Origin of the sequence: Tsukamurella sp. USMM236 (genome assembly GCF_037148755.1) — a bacterium.
In the GTDB taxonomy this organism is placed as follows: Bacteria; Actinomycetota; Actinomycetes; order Mycobacteriales; family Mycobacteriaceae; genus Tsukamurella.
In genome coordinates this window covers 1-15,112 of sequence record NZ_JBBCSS010000011.1, presented here as the reverse complement: position 1 = coordinate 15,112, position 15,112 = coordinate 1, and the positions used below count along the sequence as shown (strand labels likewise).

Annotated in this window: 19 protein-coding genes and 1 tRNA gene; 9 read left to right on the top strand and 11 right to left on the bottom strand. The window is 69.3% G+C overall.

Annotation, left to right across the window (positions count from 1 at the left end; all coding sequences use genetic code 11):
- Positions 1 to 58: 58 nt before the first annotated feature.
- The 4 genes from glfT1 to WFK95_RS23775 form a co-directional block, all read right to left on the bottom strand.
- Positions 59 to 970, bottom strand: coding sequence for a galactofuranosyltransferase GlfT1 (gene glfT1 / locus WFK95_RS23790; protein ID WP_336672185.1), 912 nt, complete (start codon positions 968 to 970; stop codon positions 59 to 61).
- On the bottom strand, positions 963 to 1,760 hold the full coding sequence (gene wzt, locus WFK95_RS23785; protein WP_336672184.1) for a galactan export ABC transporter ATP-binding subunit Wzt/RfbE: 798 nt from the start codon (positions 1,758 to 1,760) through the stop codon (positions 963 to 965). Before wzt ends, glfT1 begins: the two co-directional genes overlap by 8 nt.
- A gap of 1 nt (position 1,761) precedes the next feature.
- The gene (gene wzm / locus WFK95_RS23780) at positions 1,762 to 2,619 is read right to left on the bottom strand and encodes a galactan export ABC transporter permease subunit Wzm/RfbD (protein WP_336672183.1); all 858 of its coding nucleotides are present in this window, start codon (positions 2,617 to 2,619) and stop codon (positions 1,762 to 1,764) included.
- 102 nt (positions 2,620 to 2,721) lie between these two features.
- Entirely contained in the window at positions 2,722 to 3,231 is a 510-nt protein-coding gene (locus WFK95_RS23775; protein WP_443081588.1) for a bacterial proteasome activator family protein, read from the bottom strand.
- Positions 3,232 to 3,301: 70 nt separating this feature from the next.
- Here WFK95_RS23775 and WFK95_RS23770 point away from each other — a divergent pair, with 70 nt between their 5' ends.
- Together WFK95_RS23770 and WFK95_RS23765 are read left to right on the top strand one after the other, a co-directional pair.
- Complete coding sequence (locus WFK95_RS23770; RefSeq protein ID WP_336672182.1) at positions 3,302 to 4,558, top strand: cysteine desulfurase-like protein; 1,257 nt, start codon at positions 3,302 to 3,304, stop codon at positions 4,556 to 4,558.
- Between the two features lie 3 nt (positions 4,559 to 4,561).
- Positions 4,562 to 5,203, top strand: a complete 642-nt coding sequence (locus WFK95_RS23765; RefSeq protein ID WP_336672181.1) for a LysE family transporter — start codon at positions 4,562 to 4,564, stop codon at positions 5,201 to 5,203.
- A gap of 6 nt (positions 5,204 to 5,209) precedes the next feature.
- On the opposite strand, the gene WFK95_RS23760 is transcribed toward WFK95_RS23765, so the two are convergent.
- Positions 5,210 to 6,199 (bottom strand): hypothetical protein, encoded by a 990-nt coding sequence (locus WFK95_RS23760; RefSeq protein WP_336672180.1) that lies wholly within the window; start codon positions 6,197 to 6,199, stop codon positions 5,210 to 5,212.
- Positions 6,196 to 7,161 carry an NAD(P)H-quinone oxidoreductase gene (locus WFK95_RS23755; RefSeq protein ID WP_336672179.1) on the bottom strand — a complete coding sequence of 322 codons (966 nt, stop codon included), beginning with the start codon at positions 7,159 to 7,161 and terminating at the stop codon, positions 6,196 to 6,198. The genes WFK95_RS23760 and WFK95_RS23755 overlap by 4 nt, the downstream gene beginning before the upstream one ends.
- Positions 7,162 to 7,312: 151 nt before the next feature.
- Here WFK95_RS23755 and WFK95_RS23750 point away from each other — a divergent pair, with 151 nt between their 5' ends.
- From WFK95_RS23750 to WFK95_RS23720, 7 genes are all read left to right on the top strand, one after another.
- A complete protein-coding gene (locus WFK95_RS23750; RefSeq protein ID WP_336672178.1) occupies positions 7,313 to 8,071 on the top strand; it encodes a 3-hydroxyacyl-CoA dehydrogenase in 759 nt (252 codons plus the stop codon).
- A 36-nt stretch (positions 8,072 to 8,107) separates the two neighbouring features.
- Complete coding sequence (locus WFK95_RS23745) at positions 8,108 to 9,283, top strand: thiolase family protein (RefSeq protein ID WP_224645641.1); 1,176 nt, start codon at positions 8,108 to 8,110, stop codon at positions 9,281 to 9,283.
- Positions 9,284 to 9,323: 40 nt separating this feature from the next.
- Positions 9,324 to 9,408: transfer RNA gene (locus WFK95_RS23740), tRNA-Ser, on the top strand.
- 152 nt (positions 9,409 to 9,560) lie between these two features.
- On the top strand, positions 9,561 to 10,742 hold the full coding sequence (locus WFK95_RS23735) for a site-specific integrase (protein WP_224645642.1): 1,182 nt from the start codon (positions 9,561 to 9,563) through the stop codon (positions 10,740 to 10,742).
- Positions 10,743 to 11,118: 376 nt separating this feature from the next.
- Positions 11,119 to 11,325 (top strand): hypothetical protein, encoded by a 207-nt coding sequence (locus WFK95_RS23730; RefSeq protein ID WP_224645643.1) that lies wholly within the window; start codon positions 11,119 to 11,121, stop codon positions 11,323 to 11,325.
- Positions 11,326 to 11,719: 394 nt separating this feature from the next.
- A complete protein-coding gene (locus WFK95_RS23725) occupies positions 11,720 to 11,842 on the top strand; it encodes a hypothetical protein (protein ID WP_336672177.1) in 123 nt (40 codons plus the stop codon).
- 209 nt (positions 11,843 to 12,051) lie between these two features.
- Complete coding sequence (locus WFK95_RS23720) at positions 12,052 to 12,261, top strand: cold-shock protein (RefSeq protein ID WP_224645644.1); 210 nt, start codon at positions 12,052 to 12,054, stop codon at positions 12,259 to 12,261.
- Positions 12,262 to 12,462: 201 nt separating this feature from the next.
- Here WFK95_RS23720 and WFK95_RS23715 read toward each other — a convergent pair whose 3' ends face one another.
- The 5 genes from WFK95_RS23715 to WFK95_RS23700 form a co-directional block, all read right to left on the bottom strand.
- Positions 12,463 to 12,882 (bottom strand): DUF5994 family protein, encoded by a 420-nt coding sequence (locus WFK95_RS23715; protein WP_224645645.1) that lies wholly within the window; start codon positions 12,880 to 12,882, stop codon positions 12,463 to 12,465.
- A gap of 48 nt (positions 12,883 to 12,930) precedes the next feature.
- Positions 12,931 to 13,266: a DUF5994 family protein gene (locus WFK95_RS24795; RefSeq protein WP_426000802.1), complete on the bottom strand. Its 336-nt coding sequence runs from the start codon at positions 13,264 to 13,266 to the stop codon at positions 12,931 to 12,933.
- Between the two features lie 92 nt (positions 13,267 to 13,358).
- Positions 13,359 to 13,667: a hypothetical protein gene (locus WFK95_RS23710; protein WP_224645647.1), complete on the bottom strand. Its 309-nt coding sequence runs from the start codon at positions 13,665 to 13,667 to the stop codon at positions 13,359 to 13,361.
- A complete protein-coding gene (locus WFK95_RS23705) occupies positions 13,664 to 14,200 on the bottom strand; it encodes a DUF5994 family protein (protein WP_224645648.1) in 537 nt (178 codons plus the stop codon). The genes WFK95_RS23710 and WFK95_RS23705 overlap by 4 nt, the downstream gene beginning before the upstream one ends.
- A gap of 148 nt (positions 14,201 to 14,348) precedes the next feature.
- Positions 14,349 to 14,882: a DUF309 domain-containing protein gene (locus WFK95_RS23700; RefSeq protein ID WP_224645649.1), complete on the bottom strand. Its 534-nt coding sequence runs from the start codon at positions 14,880 to 14,882 to the stop codon at positions 14,349 to 14,351.
- Positions 14,883 to 15,112: the final 230 nt, after the last annotated feature.

Here is a 15,112-nt window from a genome sequence, read left to right as displayed (position 1 = left end):
AGAGGCATCGCGGGAGCTCTGTTGAGCCCCCTTCAATAAGAGGTGTGCGCCACCGGGATCAGGGCCGCGTGAACCGCTCGTCGCGGCCCAGCTTGCGCAGCCGCAGCCACTCGCGGAACCCTGCGACGTCGCGCTGCTGCACCAGGAAGAACCAGCCGAAACGGGCCCACTCCTGCGGGATCAGCTTCCGCATCCCGGGCTGGGACTGCAGGTAGCCGCGGTTGCGGTAGGTGAAGAAGCGCTTGGTCTCGTTGTCCGGGTACTGGGTGTGCATGCGCCCGCCCAGGATCGGCCGGAACTCGTCGGCGCCGTTCGGGTGCAGGTAGGCGGTGGTGAGGCAGGTGCCGAAGGGCAGGCCCGAGCGCACCAGCCGGCGGTGCACCTCCACCTCGTCGCCGCGGATGAACAGCCGCAGGTCCGGCACGCCCACCGCCGCGACGGTGTCCTTGCGGAACAGCGCGCCGTTGAACAGGGAGGCGATCCCCATCAGCACGTCGTCCGACGGTGCCTCCGGGTCGATCAGCTCGGAGCGCTTGCGCCGCCAGACGAGGCCGCGGCGCAGTGGGAAGGCCAGCGTCTCGGGGTCGTCGATCGTCGAGACCACCGGCGAGACCTCCGCCAGCCCGTGCCGCTCGGCGCAGTCGAGCAGCGTCCCGAGCACCTGCGGCCCCTCGGGACGGCCGTCGTCGTCGGCGAGCCAGATCCAGTCGGCGCCCAGCGCGAGCGCGTGCAGCATGCCGAGGGCGAAGCCGCCCGCGCCGCCCAGGTTGAACTGCGAGGGCAGGTACGTGGTGGCGACGGGCTGGGACTCGACCAGCGCGCGCACCTCGTCCTGCGCCGCGTTGTCGACCACGATCAGGTGGTCGACGGGGCGCTCCTGCGAGCTGAGCACCTCCAGGGACTTCGCGAGCAGGGCCGCCCGGTCGTGGGTGACGACGACCGCGACGACGGTGCCCCGGGGGTCACTCATCCTTCTCGGCCTCGAGCATGTCGAGCACCTTGCGCACCTGCGCGCCGGCGTCGAGGCCCTCGTAGGCGGTCACGACCTCCTCGATGCCGCCCTCCTGCCGGATCTCGCCGTGATCGATCCACATCGCCCGGTCGCAGAGCTGCGCGAGGAACTCGTTCGAGTGCGAGGCGAAGACGAGGATGCCGGAGCGCTCCACCAGCGCGGAGAGCCGCTTGCGGGCCTTGCGCATGAACTCGGCGTCGACGGCGCCGATGCCCTCGTCGAGGAGCAGGATCTCGGGGTCGATCGACGTGACCACGCCCAGGGCGATGCGCACCCGCATGCCGGTGGAGTAGGTGCGCAGCGGCATCGACAGGTAGTCGCCCAGCTCGGTGAACTCGGCGATCTCGTCGGCCTTGCGCAGCATCGACTTGCGGGTCTGCCCCAGGAACAGCCCGCGGATGATGATGTTCTCCATGCCGGAGATCTCGGGATCCATGCCCACGCCGAGGTCGAAGACGGGGGCCACGCGGCCCTTCACGAGCGCGGAGCCGCGGGTCGGCTCGTAGATCCCGGCGAGGAGCCGCAGCAGCGTCGACTTGCCGGCGCCGTTGTGGCCGACGAGCCCGACGCGGTCGCCCTCGTCGAGGCTCATGGTGATGTTGCGCAGCGCCTCGACGACGACCACGTTGTCGTCGGCCATCACCTTGCCGCCGGCGGAGCCCATGACCGCGCGCTTGATCGAGCGCGATTTCGCGTCGAACACCGGGAAGTCGACGCAGGCGTCCTGCGTCCGAATGGAAACGCTCATCTCACACCCAATACGCGACTCGGGAACGGAACTGCTTCATGAGCACGAGGGTCAGCCCCATGCCGACGATCGTGCAGCCGATCACCACGTACCAGTGCTGGGGATCGAAGGGCTTGCCCGTGAGCGGCCCGCGCACCATCTCCAGGTAGTGGTACAGCGGGTTCAGCTTCACCAGCTGCGCGCGCTCGCTGTTGCCGCCGGGCACGGTGTCGAGCGTCCACACCACGGGGGTGATGTAGAAGAGCAACTGCGTCAGGGCGGTGAGCAGCGGCGCGATGTCGCGGAACCGGGTGGCGAGGATGCCGAAGAACATCGAGACCCACACGCCGGTGATGGCCAGCATGGCGAACCCGGGGATCACGCTGAGCTGCGTCCACGACCACTGCTTCGGCGGGAAGATCGCCAGCACGATCACCACGATGATCATGTTGTGGGCGAGGAAGAGCATGTGTCGCCACACCAGGCGGTAGACGTGCACCGACAGCGGCGCGGGGAGCTGTTTGATCAGGCCCTCGTTGGCGATGAAGACCTCGGCCCCGTCGATGATCGAGCTCTGGATGAAGGCCCACAGCACGAAGCCGACGGTCAGCTGCGGCAGCAGCGTCTTCACGTCGGCGCCGAGTAGTACCGACCACAGCAGCGCGAGTGCGCTGGCGGTGACGCCGGTGGCGATCGTGATCCAGAAGGGGCCGATCACCGATCGGCGGTAGCGCTGCTTGATGTCCTGCCAGCCCAGTTCGAGCCAGAGCTCGCGATGCACGGTGGCGCCGTCGACCAGGTCGCGGATCGCGCGCGAGAAGGTGCGCGAGTCCGAGACGAGAGGCGCCGGTTGGGCGGCGTGGGGGCTATCGACGGGCACGGTAGGCCAGGGTACCCGTCCCGACGGTCCGCCCGGCGCACGTCGAGCGGGAGCGCCCCGGCCGCCTTCCGGCGGTGCGCCGACCGCCCGCGGGCGGAACCGTCACAGGTACTGCCCGTGACCGGTCTGCGACTCCGGGCCGGGGCTCATCGCCGGGGGCAGGGCGCCCTGGCGCATCTGCTCGAGCTGGGCCCGGGCGGCCATCTGCTGCGCGAAGAGGGCGGTCTGGATGCCGTGGAAGAGGCCCTCGAGCCAGCCGACGAGCTGCGCCTGCGCGATCCGCAGCTCGGCGTCCGACGGGGTCGACTCGTCCGTGAAGGGCAGCGCGAGACGCTCCAGCTCGGCCTGCAGGTCGGGGGAGAGCCCGTCCTCGAGCTCCTTGATCGACGTCCGGTGGATGTCCTTGAGCCGGGCGCGACTGGCCTCGTCGAGCGGTGCGGCGCGCACCTCCTCGAGGAGCTGCTTGATCATCGTGCCGATCCGCATCACCTTCGCGGGCTGCTCGACCATGCCGTGCAGTTCCTCCGCGGCGTTGTCCGGTTCCTCCGCTTCGCCGTGCGCGCCGGCGCCGGCACCCGCGGGAATGATCTCCACCTCGTTGCGATCGCTCATACCACCATTCTGGCAGCTCCCCGCGGGCGGACCACGGTGTCGTCGGTGCGGCGGTGTAATCTGCGTCCCAGTGAACACGTTCTCAGAAGGCCAGGGTGCACCCGGCCGGGCATCGACTGCGGTTGCGGTATCCGCATTCGACGTTGCCCGCGTCCGGGGGCTCTATCCTGCCCTGGGAGACGGGTGGATCCATTTCGATCCGCAGGCCGGCGCGCAGATCCCCGGGGCGGTGTCCTCGGCGGTGGCCAACGCCTTCCGCGGATTCGTCAGCAACCCCTACGGCGTCTACGCCGGGGCCGCGCACACGCGCTCGATCGTGCAGGCCGCCCGGGTGGCGGTCGCGGACCTCGTCAACGGCAAGCCGGAGGGCGTGGTGCTGGGGCCCAGCCGCGAGCAGTTGCTCACCTCCCTCGCGGAGTCGCTGAGCGCGCGCCTCGGGCTCGGCTCGGAGATCGTGCTCTGTCGCCTGGACGACGATGCGAATCAGTCGCCGTGGCTCCGCGTCGCGGATCGCGGCGGCGGCCGGGTCCGGTGGGTCGAGGCCGACATCGAGACCGGTGAGGTCCCGGCGTGGCAGTTCGAGGAGCTGGCCGGTCCGAGCACCTCGGTGATCGCGGTGCCGTACGCCTCGTCGACCATCGGCACCGTCATCGACGTGGCCGCGGCGGCGCAGGCGGCGCACCGCGTGGGCGCGCTCCTCGTGGTGGACGCGACGAGCGCCGCGCCGTACGAGCTGCTCGACATCGAGCGCCTCGGCGCCGACGTGCTGCTCGTGAGTGCGAACCGCTGGGGCGGCCCGCAGGTGGCCGCGATGGCCTTCCGCGATCCGTCGCTGTTCGGCCGGTTGCGCGCCGTGAACCCCGATCGCAGCCTGACGGGGCCGGAGCGGTTCGAGCTGGGCGAGCATCAGTACGCGATGCTGGCGGGGCTCATCGCCTCGATCGACCACCTCGCCGGCCTCGACGAGTCGTCGGTCGGCACGCGCCGGGACCGGCTGGAGCAGTCGATGTTCGGCCTGCGCCAGTACCAGCAGCGGCTCCTGTTCTACTTGCTCAACTCCCTGGCCTCGGCTCCGCAGGTGGCGATCATCGGCCGCGCCGAGCGCCGGGTGCCCACGGTCTCCTTCACGATGCCGGGCGTGCCGGCGGCCAAGGCCGCCAAGCGCCTCGCCGACAACGGCGTGTGCGCCCTGTCGAACGTGCCGAGCCGGTACTTCGCCGGGCTGGGCGTGCCGGAGTACGGGGGCGCGGTCACCGTCGGCCTGGCGCCCTATTCGACCCCGTACGACGTGGACCAGCTGGTCCGCGCCCTCGCCTCCCTGGGTTAGCCGGTGGGACTGTCGGCGCTGGCGGCCGCCTTCGGCGCGGGGATCCTCGCTGGCCTCGGCGCCGTCCTCCCGCTCGGCGCCATCGGCGTGATGCTGTTGCACGAGGGCGCCTCCCGCGGCTGGCGCCGCGCCGTCCCCGCCGCCGCCGGCGTCGGCACCGCGGACCTGATCTTCGCCGTGCTGGCGCTGGCCGCCGGTTCGGTGCTGGCGCCGCTGGTCTCGCAGTGGGGGCGGTGGCCCGCCGCCGTCGGCGGCCTGCTGCTGCTCGTGGTCGCGGTCCTCATGGTGCGCAAGGCCTTCCGTCCCGAGCCCGCCGAGCCCGACGGTGCCGAGCCCGCCGGCGGGAGCGGGGGATGGGCGCGGTACGCGATGTTCTTCGGGCTCACCGCCGTCAACCCGTTCCCGCTCGTCTACTTCGGCGCCATCGCCGTCGGGCTGGGGGAGGGGCTGAACCGCCCGCCCGTGGCGACGGCCTTCGCGATCGGCGTCGGGATCGCCTCGTTCGGCTGGAATCTCGTGCTCATCGGATTGGGTGCGGTGCTCCGGGCGCGGTCGACCGCGCGGATGCGGCGGATCGTCACCGCCGCGGGCGGTGCGATCGTCGCGGTGTGCGCCGTCGTGATCCTGGTGACCGCGTTCGCCTGATTCCGCTCAACCGTCGATCGCGGCGCGGTACTCCTCGGACTCGAAGAACGGGGTGAGGCGGCGTCGCAGCAGGTCCTCGATGACGCCGCGCTTGTCCAGCGTCGCGATCACCGGCGGGCCGAACCGCAGCGCCTCCTCGATCATGTCCTCGCGGCCCACGCCCAGCTCGGCGAGCAGCTCGTACAGCGAGGCGTCGCCGTACTTGTCGAAGACGTGGTCGATGCCCTCGTCGAGCAGCGCGCGGAAGTAATCGGTGTCGCGGAAGGTGCGCCAGAACTCGAAGATCAGCACCACCACGTCCTCGACGTCGGCGTCGGTGAGCACGCCGCGGTACTCCGCGACCGCGCTGCCGCGGTGCTGGCGCCAGAAGTCCCGGACGGCCTCGGCGAGGGTCTCGTCACCGTCGGCCGCGACCCGGCGCAGGGCGAAGCGCACGCCCTGCCGTGCGGCGGCGTCGGCGCGCTGGCCGAGCGCGGGGAGGGCCGGGCGCAGGGCCCGTGCCGCGGCCCCGGCGACGGTGCGCGTCACCGCGTTCCGGGCGAGGGCGCGGTTCGCGTCGTCGGCCGCGGACGAGGCGGCGGCATGCAGTACCGAGGCCACCGCGTCCTCGGTGGCGGGGCTCTCGGACAGGGCCTGCAGGACCCGCCCGGTGAGGTCCATCTCCGTCACGGTGCTCACCAGCTTCTCGAAGCTGTGGCTGTCGATGACCTCGTCGAGCCGCGTGGTGTCGTTGACGGTGTGGCGGTACAGGCGGCCGGCGATCTCCCCGACGAGCTCGGGGATCGCGCCCTCGACCGGGACCTGCACGGCGTACTTCGCGGCGACGGCCTTGATCATGTCGGGCGTCACCGCCTCCGCGAGCGTCAGCTCGGAGGCGACGGCGAGCGCGTGGTCCACCTCGTCGATGACCAGCGAGTGGTAGGCGGTATCGCGGAGCTGCTTGCGCGCGAAGGCGATCTGCGCCTCGAGGAGGCGGGCGGCGAGGTCGTCGATCATGGGGTCAGGAGCACCTTTCCGACGGACTCGGGGGAGTCCAGGAGGTCGTGGGCGGCGGCCGCGTCGTCGAGCGGGAGGCGCGCGGAGACGACGGGGCGCACGGCACCGTCGGCGATGAGCGGCCAGACCTGTGCGCGGACCGCGGCCACGACCTCGGCCTTGCTGTGCGGCCCGACGGCGGGGCGGCCCCGCAGGTTGGTGGCGCTGACCCGGCCCCGCTTGCCCAGCAGCGCACCGATGTTCAGCTCGCCCTTCACGCCGCCCTGCAGGCCGATGATCACGAGCCGGCCGTGCGGGGCGAGGGCGCTCACGTTGCGGGGCAGGTACTTCGCGCCCATGATGTCGAGGATCACGTCGGCCCGGTCGCGCAGGATCTCCGCGAAATCCTCGTCGTGGTAGTCGATCACGATGTCGGCGCCCAGCTCGCGGCAGCGCTGCGCCTTGAACTCCGAGCCGACGGTGACGGCCACCGTCGCCCCGAGGGCCTTACCGAGCTGGATCGCGTGCGTGCCGATGCCGCTGCCGCCGCCGTGGAGCAGGAGCGTCTCGCCGGCGCGGAGCCCCGCCTCGGTGACGACGTTGGAGTGGACGGTGCAGGCGACCTCGGGGAGCGCCGCCGCGTCGACGAGGGAGACCCCGGCGGGGACGGGCAGGCACTGGGTGGCGGGCGCGATCGCGTACTCGGCGTAGCCGCCGCCGGACAGGAGCGCGCACACCTCGTCGCCGACGGCGAGCCCCTCGACCTCCGGGCCGACGGCGTCGACGGTGCCAGAGACCTCGAGGCCCAGGATCGGGCTTGCCCCGGGCGGCGGCGGGTAGAGGCCGCAACGCTGCATCAGGTCGGCCCGATTGACCGCCGTCGCCGCGACGGCGATCCGCACCTCGCCGGGGCCGGGTTCGGGGATCGGGAGGTCGATGATGCGCAGGTCCTTCGTGGTTTCGTCGACGTCGATGGCCCTCATGGTTCATGGGTAGCACACCGGGCGCGGCCGTCGCGCGGGCTGTGGTGTGGGTCCCGGCTTCGCGGGAATGCGGTAGCGAGGGCCGCCATATGTTAGAAGTGAATGAACATTCTGTCACTTGAAACGGTGGCACGACGGCGAGGAGACCGCGATGGACCTGAAGAACAAGACCGCACTCGTCACCGGCGGCGCCTCCGGCCTGGGTCTGGCGACGGTGACCCGCCTCGTCGCCGGCGGCGCCCGGGTCGTCGCGATCGACCTGCCGAGCGCCGACACCTCAGCGCTCGCCGGTCTCGGCGACGCCGTGCGCTTCGCCCCCGCCGACGTGACCGACGAGGCCGCGGTACAGGCGGCCGTCGACCTCGCCAATGACGAGGGCACCCTCGCGATCGTCGTGAACTGCGCCGGCATCGGCAACGCGATCAAGACCACGGGCAAGAAGGGCGCGTTCCCGCTCGACGCCTTCTCGAAGGTGATCTCGGTGAACCTCATCGGCACGTTCAACGTGATCCGGCTGGCCGCCACCGCGATCGCCGAGAACGCGCTCGACGGCGAGGAGCGCGGCGTCATCGTCAACACCGCGTCCGTCGCGGCCTTCGACGGCCAGATCGGCCAGGCGGCGTACTCGGCGTCGAAGGGCGGCGTCGTGGGCATGACGTTGCCGATCGCCCGCGACCTGGCGTCGCTCGCGATCCGCGTGGTCACCATCGCGCCGGGCCTGTTCCTCACGCCGCTGCTCGGCACGCTGCCCGAGGAGGCCCGCGCCTCCCTCGGCGCGCAGGTGCCGCACCCCGCGCGGCTCGGCGACCCGTCGGAGTACGCCGACCTCGTCGCCGCCATCGTCGGCAACCCGATGCTCAACGGCGAGACCATCCGCCTCGACGGCGCCATCCGCATGGCCCCGCGCTGAACCCCCTAGTCATCTGAGATCGAAGGAAACACTGCCATGACCGACGCCGTCATCGTCGACATCGTCCGCACCCCGTCCGGCAAGGGCAAGCCCGGCGGCGCTCTGCACCCCGTCCACCCCGTCGACCTGTTCGCGGGCGTCATCTCCGCCCTCATCGAGCGCAACGACCTCGATCCCGCCCTCGTCGAGGACGTGATCGGCGGGTGCGTCCAGCAGGTGGGGGATCAGGCGCTCAACATCGCGCGCGTCGCCGCGCTCACCGCCGGCCTCCCGATCGAGGTGCCCGGCACCACGATCGACCGGCAGTGCGGATCGTCGCAGCAGGCAGCGCATTTCGCGGCGCAGGGCGTGATCGCCGGCGCGTACGACGTGGTGATCGCCGGCGGCGTCGAGTCCATGAGCCGCGTGCCCATGGGCACCAGCCCCACCGGAGGCGCGCCCTTCGCGCCGCTCGCCGCCCGCTTCCCGAGCCTGCCGCACCAGGGCATCGGCGCCGAGTTGCTCGCCGCACGAGGCAAGTTCGACCGCGAGGCGCTCGACGCCTTCGCCGCCGAGTCGCACCGTCGGGCCGCGGCGACGCAGGCCGCCGGCGGCTTCGACCGGGAGATCGTGCCCGTCGCGCTCCCCGACGGCGGAGTGCACGCCGTCGACGAGACCGTGCGCGGCTCGACCACCGCGGAGGGACTGGGTGGTCTCAAGCCCGCCTTCGCCGATCCCAGGTTCGCGGAGCGGTACCCCGAGATCGATTGGTCGATCACGCCAGGCAACTCGTCGCCGCTGACCGACGGTGCCTCCGCCGCGCTGATCATGAGCGCGGAGAAGGCCGAGGCCCTGGGCCTGACCCCGCGGGCGCGGTTCCACGCCTTCTCCGTGGTCGGCTCCGACCCCGAGGTCATGCTGAGCGGCCCGATCCCCGTGACGCACAAGGTGCTCGCCCGCGCCGGCCTGCGCGCCGACGACATCGACGCCTTCGAGGTCAACGAGGCCTTCGCCTCGGTGCCGATGGCGTGGGCCGCCGAGTTCGACGTCGACCCCGCCCGCCTGAACCCGCGCGGTGGCGCGATCGCGCTCGGCCACCCGCTCGGTGCGTCCGGCACTCGCCTGCTCGCGACGTTGGTCAACCACCTCGAGCAGACCGGTGGCCGCTACGGCCTGCAGACGATGTGCGAGGGCAACGGCATGGCGAACGGCACCATCATCGAGCGTCTCTGAGCGGTGAGCCTCTGGTGGGTCCGGTATCGTACGGCGCTAGGGAAGCGTGGCAGAGCGGCCGAATGCACTCGCCTTGAAAGCGAGCGTGGGTGAAACCACCGGGGGTTCAAATCCCTCCGCTTCCGCAGGTAGAACAGGGTCCCGGTGCCGGACACGGCATCGGGCCCCTCGAGACTTGCCACACCTTGCCACTATCGCCGAAGGAATTCTCGGCGCTAGTTTCGGCGTGTCGTCCCGGCTGGCTGGTGATCATAGAAATCACCGATGGGATGTACACATGGCTCGACTACCCAGCTACATCACGCGCATCGACGGTTCGCGTGGACCCCGATACGAGGCGCGGATCAACGCCACGCTTTCCACTGGGAAGCGACTCCAGCACCGGAAGCGGTTCCGGTCGTTCGACGAGGCGAAGGCATGGCACGCGAAGACGCTCACCGAACTCGAATCCGGTACCCATACGCCGCCCAGCGACCTGACGGTGCACGAGGCGGTAGAGGCGTGGCTCACTGCGAAGGCTGCACGGACGAAGCCGAGCACGGCCGCCGCGTACAAATTCTCCTTGGCACCCGTGGTCGCCGCGTACGGCAACACGAAGGTGCAGAAGCTCTCGAAGGCGGATGTTGAGCGACTCGTCACCGACCTCCGCACCGGCGCGGGCGACCGCGGATTGTGGAGGCGCACCTCGATCAATCCGATGCTCGCTCGGTGGCGGAAGGTCTGGGCCGACCTGCATGCGGAGGGAGTCGTAGCGCGGAACGTCGTGGCATTGGTAGAGCCGCTGCGCAAGCCGAGTGGTGAGCCCGCGATGAAGGTCGACGACAGCCTCTCGGAGGCTGAGGTGGAGCTGCTGATCAAGGCACACAGCGACGGCGCGAACGGTTACGCCCGACGGCGTGAACCGTTCGTGCACTTGGCGCTGCTTGGACTCCGCCGCGGAGAGCTCAGCGGGTTGCGCTGGAGCGCCGTCGTTCTCGAAGGGGGTGCGCCCTCGATCGCAGTCGCCGCGACCCGCGTGACCGTCACAGGGAAGGTTATCGAGCAGGATGACGCAAAGACCGCCTCCTCGTCGCGCACACTCCCGATCCCTCCACACCTCCTCCCTATCCTCCGCCGTGCGCACGCGGAGATGCATGCCAACCGCGGAAGACTCGGGGAGCGGTGGGAGGGCGGCGACGATCCGTACGTGTTCGCACTGGACCTCGGAGCGCCGCTCTCGCCGAGAACCTTGAACGCGTGGTGGAAGAAGAGTTTGGAGGACGCCAACCTGCCGCACCGCCGGCTGCATGCGTCGAGGCACACGGCTGCTTCGTTGCTGGCTCTGCGGGGTGCGCCGGTGCCGATGATCGCTGCGTGGCTCGGGCATGCCGATGGTGGCGTGCTGGCGATGCGCACCTATGTGCACACGCCGGGTGCTGCGCTCACGGATACTGCCGCACTGCTTAGCCATGAGACCTGACGCCGTTCCGCTGACGCGACGATCGGGGCGCGACACCACCGCGGTGGCGGATGCTGCACCCGGACGGTCGGGTCCAGCGGCTCGGGTCGGCAGAGGCGAGGTGGACCTGCCGCAGCGTGTCGCGGAGGGTGACGGCAGCGGTACGCAGAGCATCGAGGTCGCCGCTCATGTGCCTCGTGAACCCGAGCAGAAGCTGGTCCATGTCGGCGTCGCTGCTCGTGGCCGAGATCGTCATCGCCGGGGTGATGGCGCTGGGTTGCGGCGCGTCCACCCGACCCAACGCAGAGGGTCGTCGGCGCTACCACCGCGGGCGATCCGCGTGGGGCGTGGCGCAGTCAACGACTCCCACGGCTACGAGTCCAAGTAGGCAGATGTGGTGATCACTAACGCCAACCACGCATTCAATTCGCTGAACCCTGAGAAGGCGGAGGACTTCTTCGTCGAGGGAGTATCAGCGGTCTGCAAGGTCAAGGCGAACCTCCGGCTATCAAACCTAGAGTCCGCCGTCGAAGCCGGCGCCGCGTTCAAGGCGCTCTGCCCTGTGCACAACCCGGAGGAAACGATTCTCGGCCACGAGGCCTAGACGCGTCACACCAATGCGCTGCCGCCGTCCGGCGTTGTTGCGTTCGACACGAACATCGCGGAGATGACGCTGCTCGCGCGGCCGGCCGATGGAGCCGATGTCGAGCAGGCAAACCCCGAGTCCACACCGCAGCCGCCGGTCGACGCCGTGTGAATGACTCGAATCCTGGGCAGGTATGTCCTCTGGAGGGTCTGTTTGGTCGACAACCCCATGTTCCGCGTGAGGTCCGGGGGCGAAGGCTGCCGCCGAGCGGATGCATGCTGACGGGCTATGTCCAGCGTCACTTGTTCGGCGGGCGGTGGGACATCGCCGCGAGCAACTCTGTGCGCCTGATAGGTCCGGGCGATCACGCGGCGTGGTCTGCCTGGGCGTCGCGTGCAGCGACTCCGCGATCGTGAGCGAAGCGGAGAAGGCGCGCATCCGTGTGGCGATCCAGCGGCGCGAACTCGAAGCCGGGATTGAGCGGATGAACGAGGAGGGCGAGTGGCGGAGGTTGCCCGGGATTGAGCGCCTATGAATGGAGCCCACTTCTGAGCCCCACCGTCCTCGGCATAGCGATGTGTGCTACTGTGAAATTGGTTGACTTTCTTGGTGATACGCTCGCGAGAACTTCACGCGGCAGGTAATCACCGAAATCCTGTATGTCAGTACTTCAACTTCGTAGAACTCCGCAGGCCCAGACGCGAAATCGTTCGCCCTGCTAATTCACTTTCTCAGGAGATCTCCATGGCTCAAGGTACCGTCAAATGGTTCAACAGCGAGAAGGGATTCGGCTTCATCACCCCCGACGACGGTGGCAAGGATCTGTTCGTCCACTTCACGGGCATCGTGGCCAACGGCGGCTTCCGCAACCTCGAGGAGAACAACCGCGTCTCCTACGACGCGGAGGCGGGCGACCGAGGGCCGCAGGCGGTCGCGGTCCAGGTCCTGCCGTGACCGATTGCGGCGCTGATAGCGATGAGCCCTCCACCTGGTGGGGCAAGGTGCGACGCTCCGTAGACGACTTCTTCCTCCGCGGTGAGCAGGGAACGAAGCTCTACCCCTAACGGCTGATCTTCGGCCTACCGGGGAACTGGCCTCCGCCTATCGGCGGGGGCCAGTTTCGTCTGCGACGGCCCATCAGCTCATGACGCGGGGTCACTCTGCCCTCGGCGCGGCGTGGCTGCCGACACCGTGGGCTGCCGGTGGAACAACGGTGAGCGGAACCATGTGCCCGCCGTCCACGTACACGTGCATCTCCTCACGCGGCTGACCATCCCCCGGGTCGCCGAGCAGGAGGCCACTACTGAGTCTCATCGTCCGAAGGCGCTCGATGGTCTCGTGGTTCCATGCGAATGTGATTCGCTCGACGCGCTGTCCGAGTGCCAACCCGCAGCTGTATGCGAGATCGTGGATCTCAGCGGCGTAGTCGGTCGAGCGGGGCCACCATAGGCCCGCTCTTAGCTCGTCGTCGAGGTCCAGGCGCACGCGCTCGGTGCCGGTGTCCAACCGATGCTTCGCGTGAGGAGAGTTCAACGCCGGTGTGAGCGTCGACTGTCGGTGGGATCCGATGGGCATTGACGACACCGCTTCATCTTCTAGTGAGGTGTAATGAAGTAGGCGCGCTCAAGCGGGGAGGTGACGCGCGGCGATCTCTTCTGCTGCTGATGTCGAGGCGTCGGGAGCGATGAGTGCGTAGATCACCGCGACCCGGGGGCCGGTGAATACCACTAGGCCCGCGGTGACGAGGTGACGGGTCTCGATGACGGTGCCGTCACGTGCTGGAAGCTGTCGGACTCGGGTGGTCCAGTCCGCGGGGCAGAAGTGGATGCACTCTAGGGTCTGCAGTTTCAAGCCGACGGATGGGAGCACGGTGGGGAGCTCTGTCTGGAGGTCACGGCTGCGGGGCCACCACACCCCGTCGATCCCGCGGGCGAGCGAGGAGCGGGGCGGCAGCAGCACTCGGCCCGGTATCGGCGTCGGGACTCCGTCCCGAGCTGGCCCTCGATCGAGGAGCCGTCGCAGAGCCTCGGGCCCGGGGTGAGCGCGTGAACTCACTCGGTGCCCGCGTCCGTGGCGATGACGGTCCGCGCGTCGTCCCGCGCGGTGGTCAGGGCAGCGATGACGCTGTCGAGCACCGCCACTGGGATCCCGATTCGGCGCGGTGACTTCTGGTCGGTGACCAGTAGCTCGACGTCAGCGGCAGAGATCTCGCCAGCACTGTTGTTGAGGGTCTTGATCGTGGTCTCGATGGTGACCTGCCGATGCGTGAGCGTGCGGGCGGACCACCACCGTTCGACGGAGCCGTCGAGATTGCGGTACGTCGTGATGGGATCCACGGACATGCGCAGTGGGGCGTTCATGGCGTCACCTCAGCAGGGCGCAGGGCGGTTCGGGAAGGCGATGGGGCGTGACCGCCCTCGTCGTCCCACACGCGTTCAGCGACCCGACGTTGATGAATCCTGGCAGTGGTGTCGGCGGCTTCCTCGTTGAGTGCGTGCGCGGATTGGGTCACCGCGCCGGTCATCGCGAGCATGGATGCCAGCTCCGCGACCTCGCGTTCGGTGCCGGGTGGGATCAGAGCGCATACCAATGACGTTCGGATGCCGACGAACCGAACGGTGTCGAGTTCCTGGGTGGCGTAGCCGTCTAGCCGAACGACGTCGCCGTCGATCGATACCTTGCGAGGGATCGAGTCCCAGTTCGAGTAGCGGTAGCACACCCTCTCGAGATGGCAGACCCGATCGCGGAGGAGCGGATAGACCTGCAGCAGCTCGTCGCGCAGGTTGCGTGACCGCGGCCACCAGACGCCGTCGACCACACCGACGATCGATCCGAGCGGTTTCAGTTCGAACCGCGCCGATTCGAGGGGCAATAGGTGAAGTGGATGCGTCATGAGGACGCTCCGATCCGGAACAGAATTCCGCTGAGCAAGTCGAGAGCACCAAGGGAATCCCGGTGGGAAATCAACTCCTCTTAAGCGTACGCCTGTGATCGACATGTCGGGCACCGGCGAGTCTTATCGTTCGTCCGACGAACAGGATTCAGTGCCCGTTGGAGCGCGGTTCGCCGGTTGCCTCTCCGGCTTGTGCGTGAGTGAGGCGAGGGACTAGCCGACCTGGCGTCGGCTCCACCTCGCGCCGCAGCAGATCCATGAGCTCCTCGGCGTATCGGACAAGGCCGGTCGAGTCGATGCGGTGAGGGGCGGCGCTGCGGCTGTGCCCGATCCGAACTGCCGCACGTTCGAGCAAGACGATCGCTCCCTTCGGATTACGCCGCTGTACATGGGTGATGCCGACCGCGAGTTGCGCGAGCCCTTGCCAGAGCTGGCTCTCCTCGCCTGGGCGGCTCTTCCACGCACTCTCGAGGACCTCGTGCGCGGTGAAGGCGTACCCGCGGTTCAGCAAGTCTTGCGCCCAGGACAACGCAACCTCCGGCGGAAGGTCCAAGTCGTCGGGTACACGGTCGATCCCGACGCGCCCGATGGGGAGAGGGCGACCGAGACGATCGCGTGGGCGGGCATTTCGTGCCCGTCCATCGGAGTCGCGATCGCGCTCCCGACCGCCTGAACTACTCACGGACTCTATCGTGCCGCAAGACAGCGGAGCTCGTCGACAGCGTGCATCGCGCCTGTGTGGTCTCGGTCTCGCAGGACCTCTCTTGGCTGTGGCGAGGGCGTAGGCTAGGGATAGCCGGATGGGACTGCTGCACGATCGGGTGACAGTGTCGGTGTCATGCCGCTGAGGCGGCTGTGTTGATGATCGTCTCGTATTCGACGGGCGTCAACCGGCCGAGGCGGACCTGACGG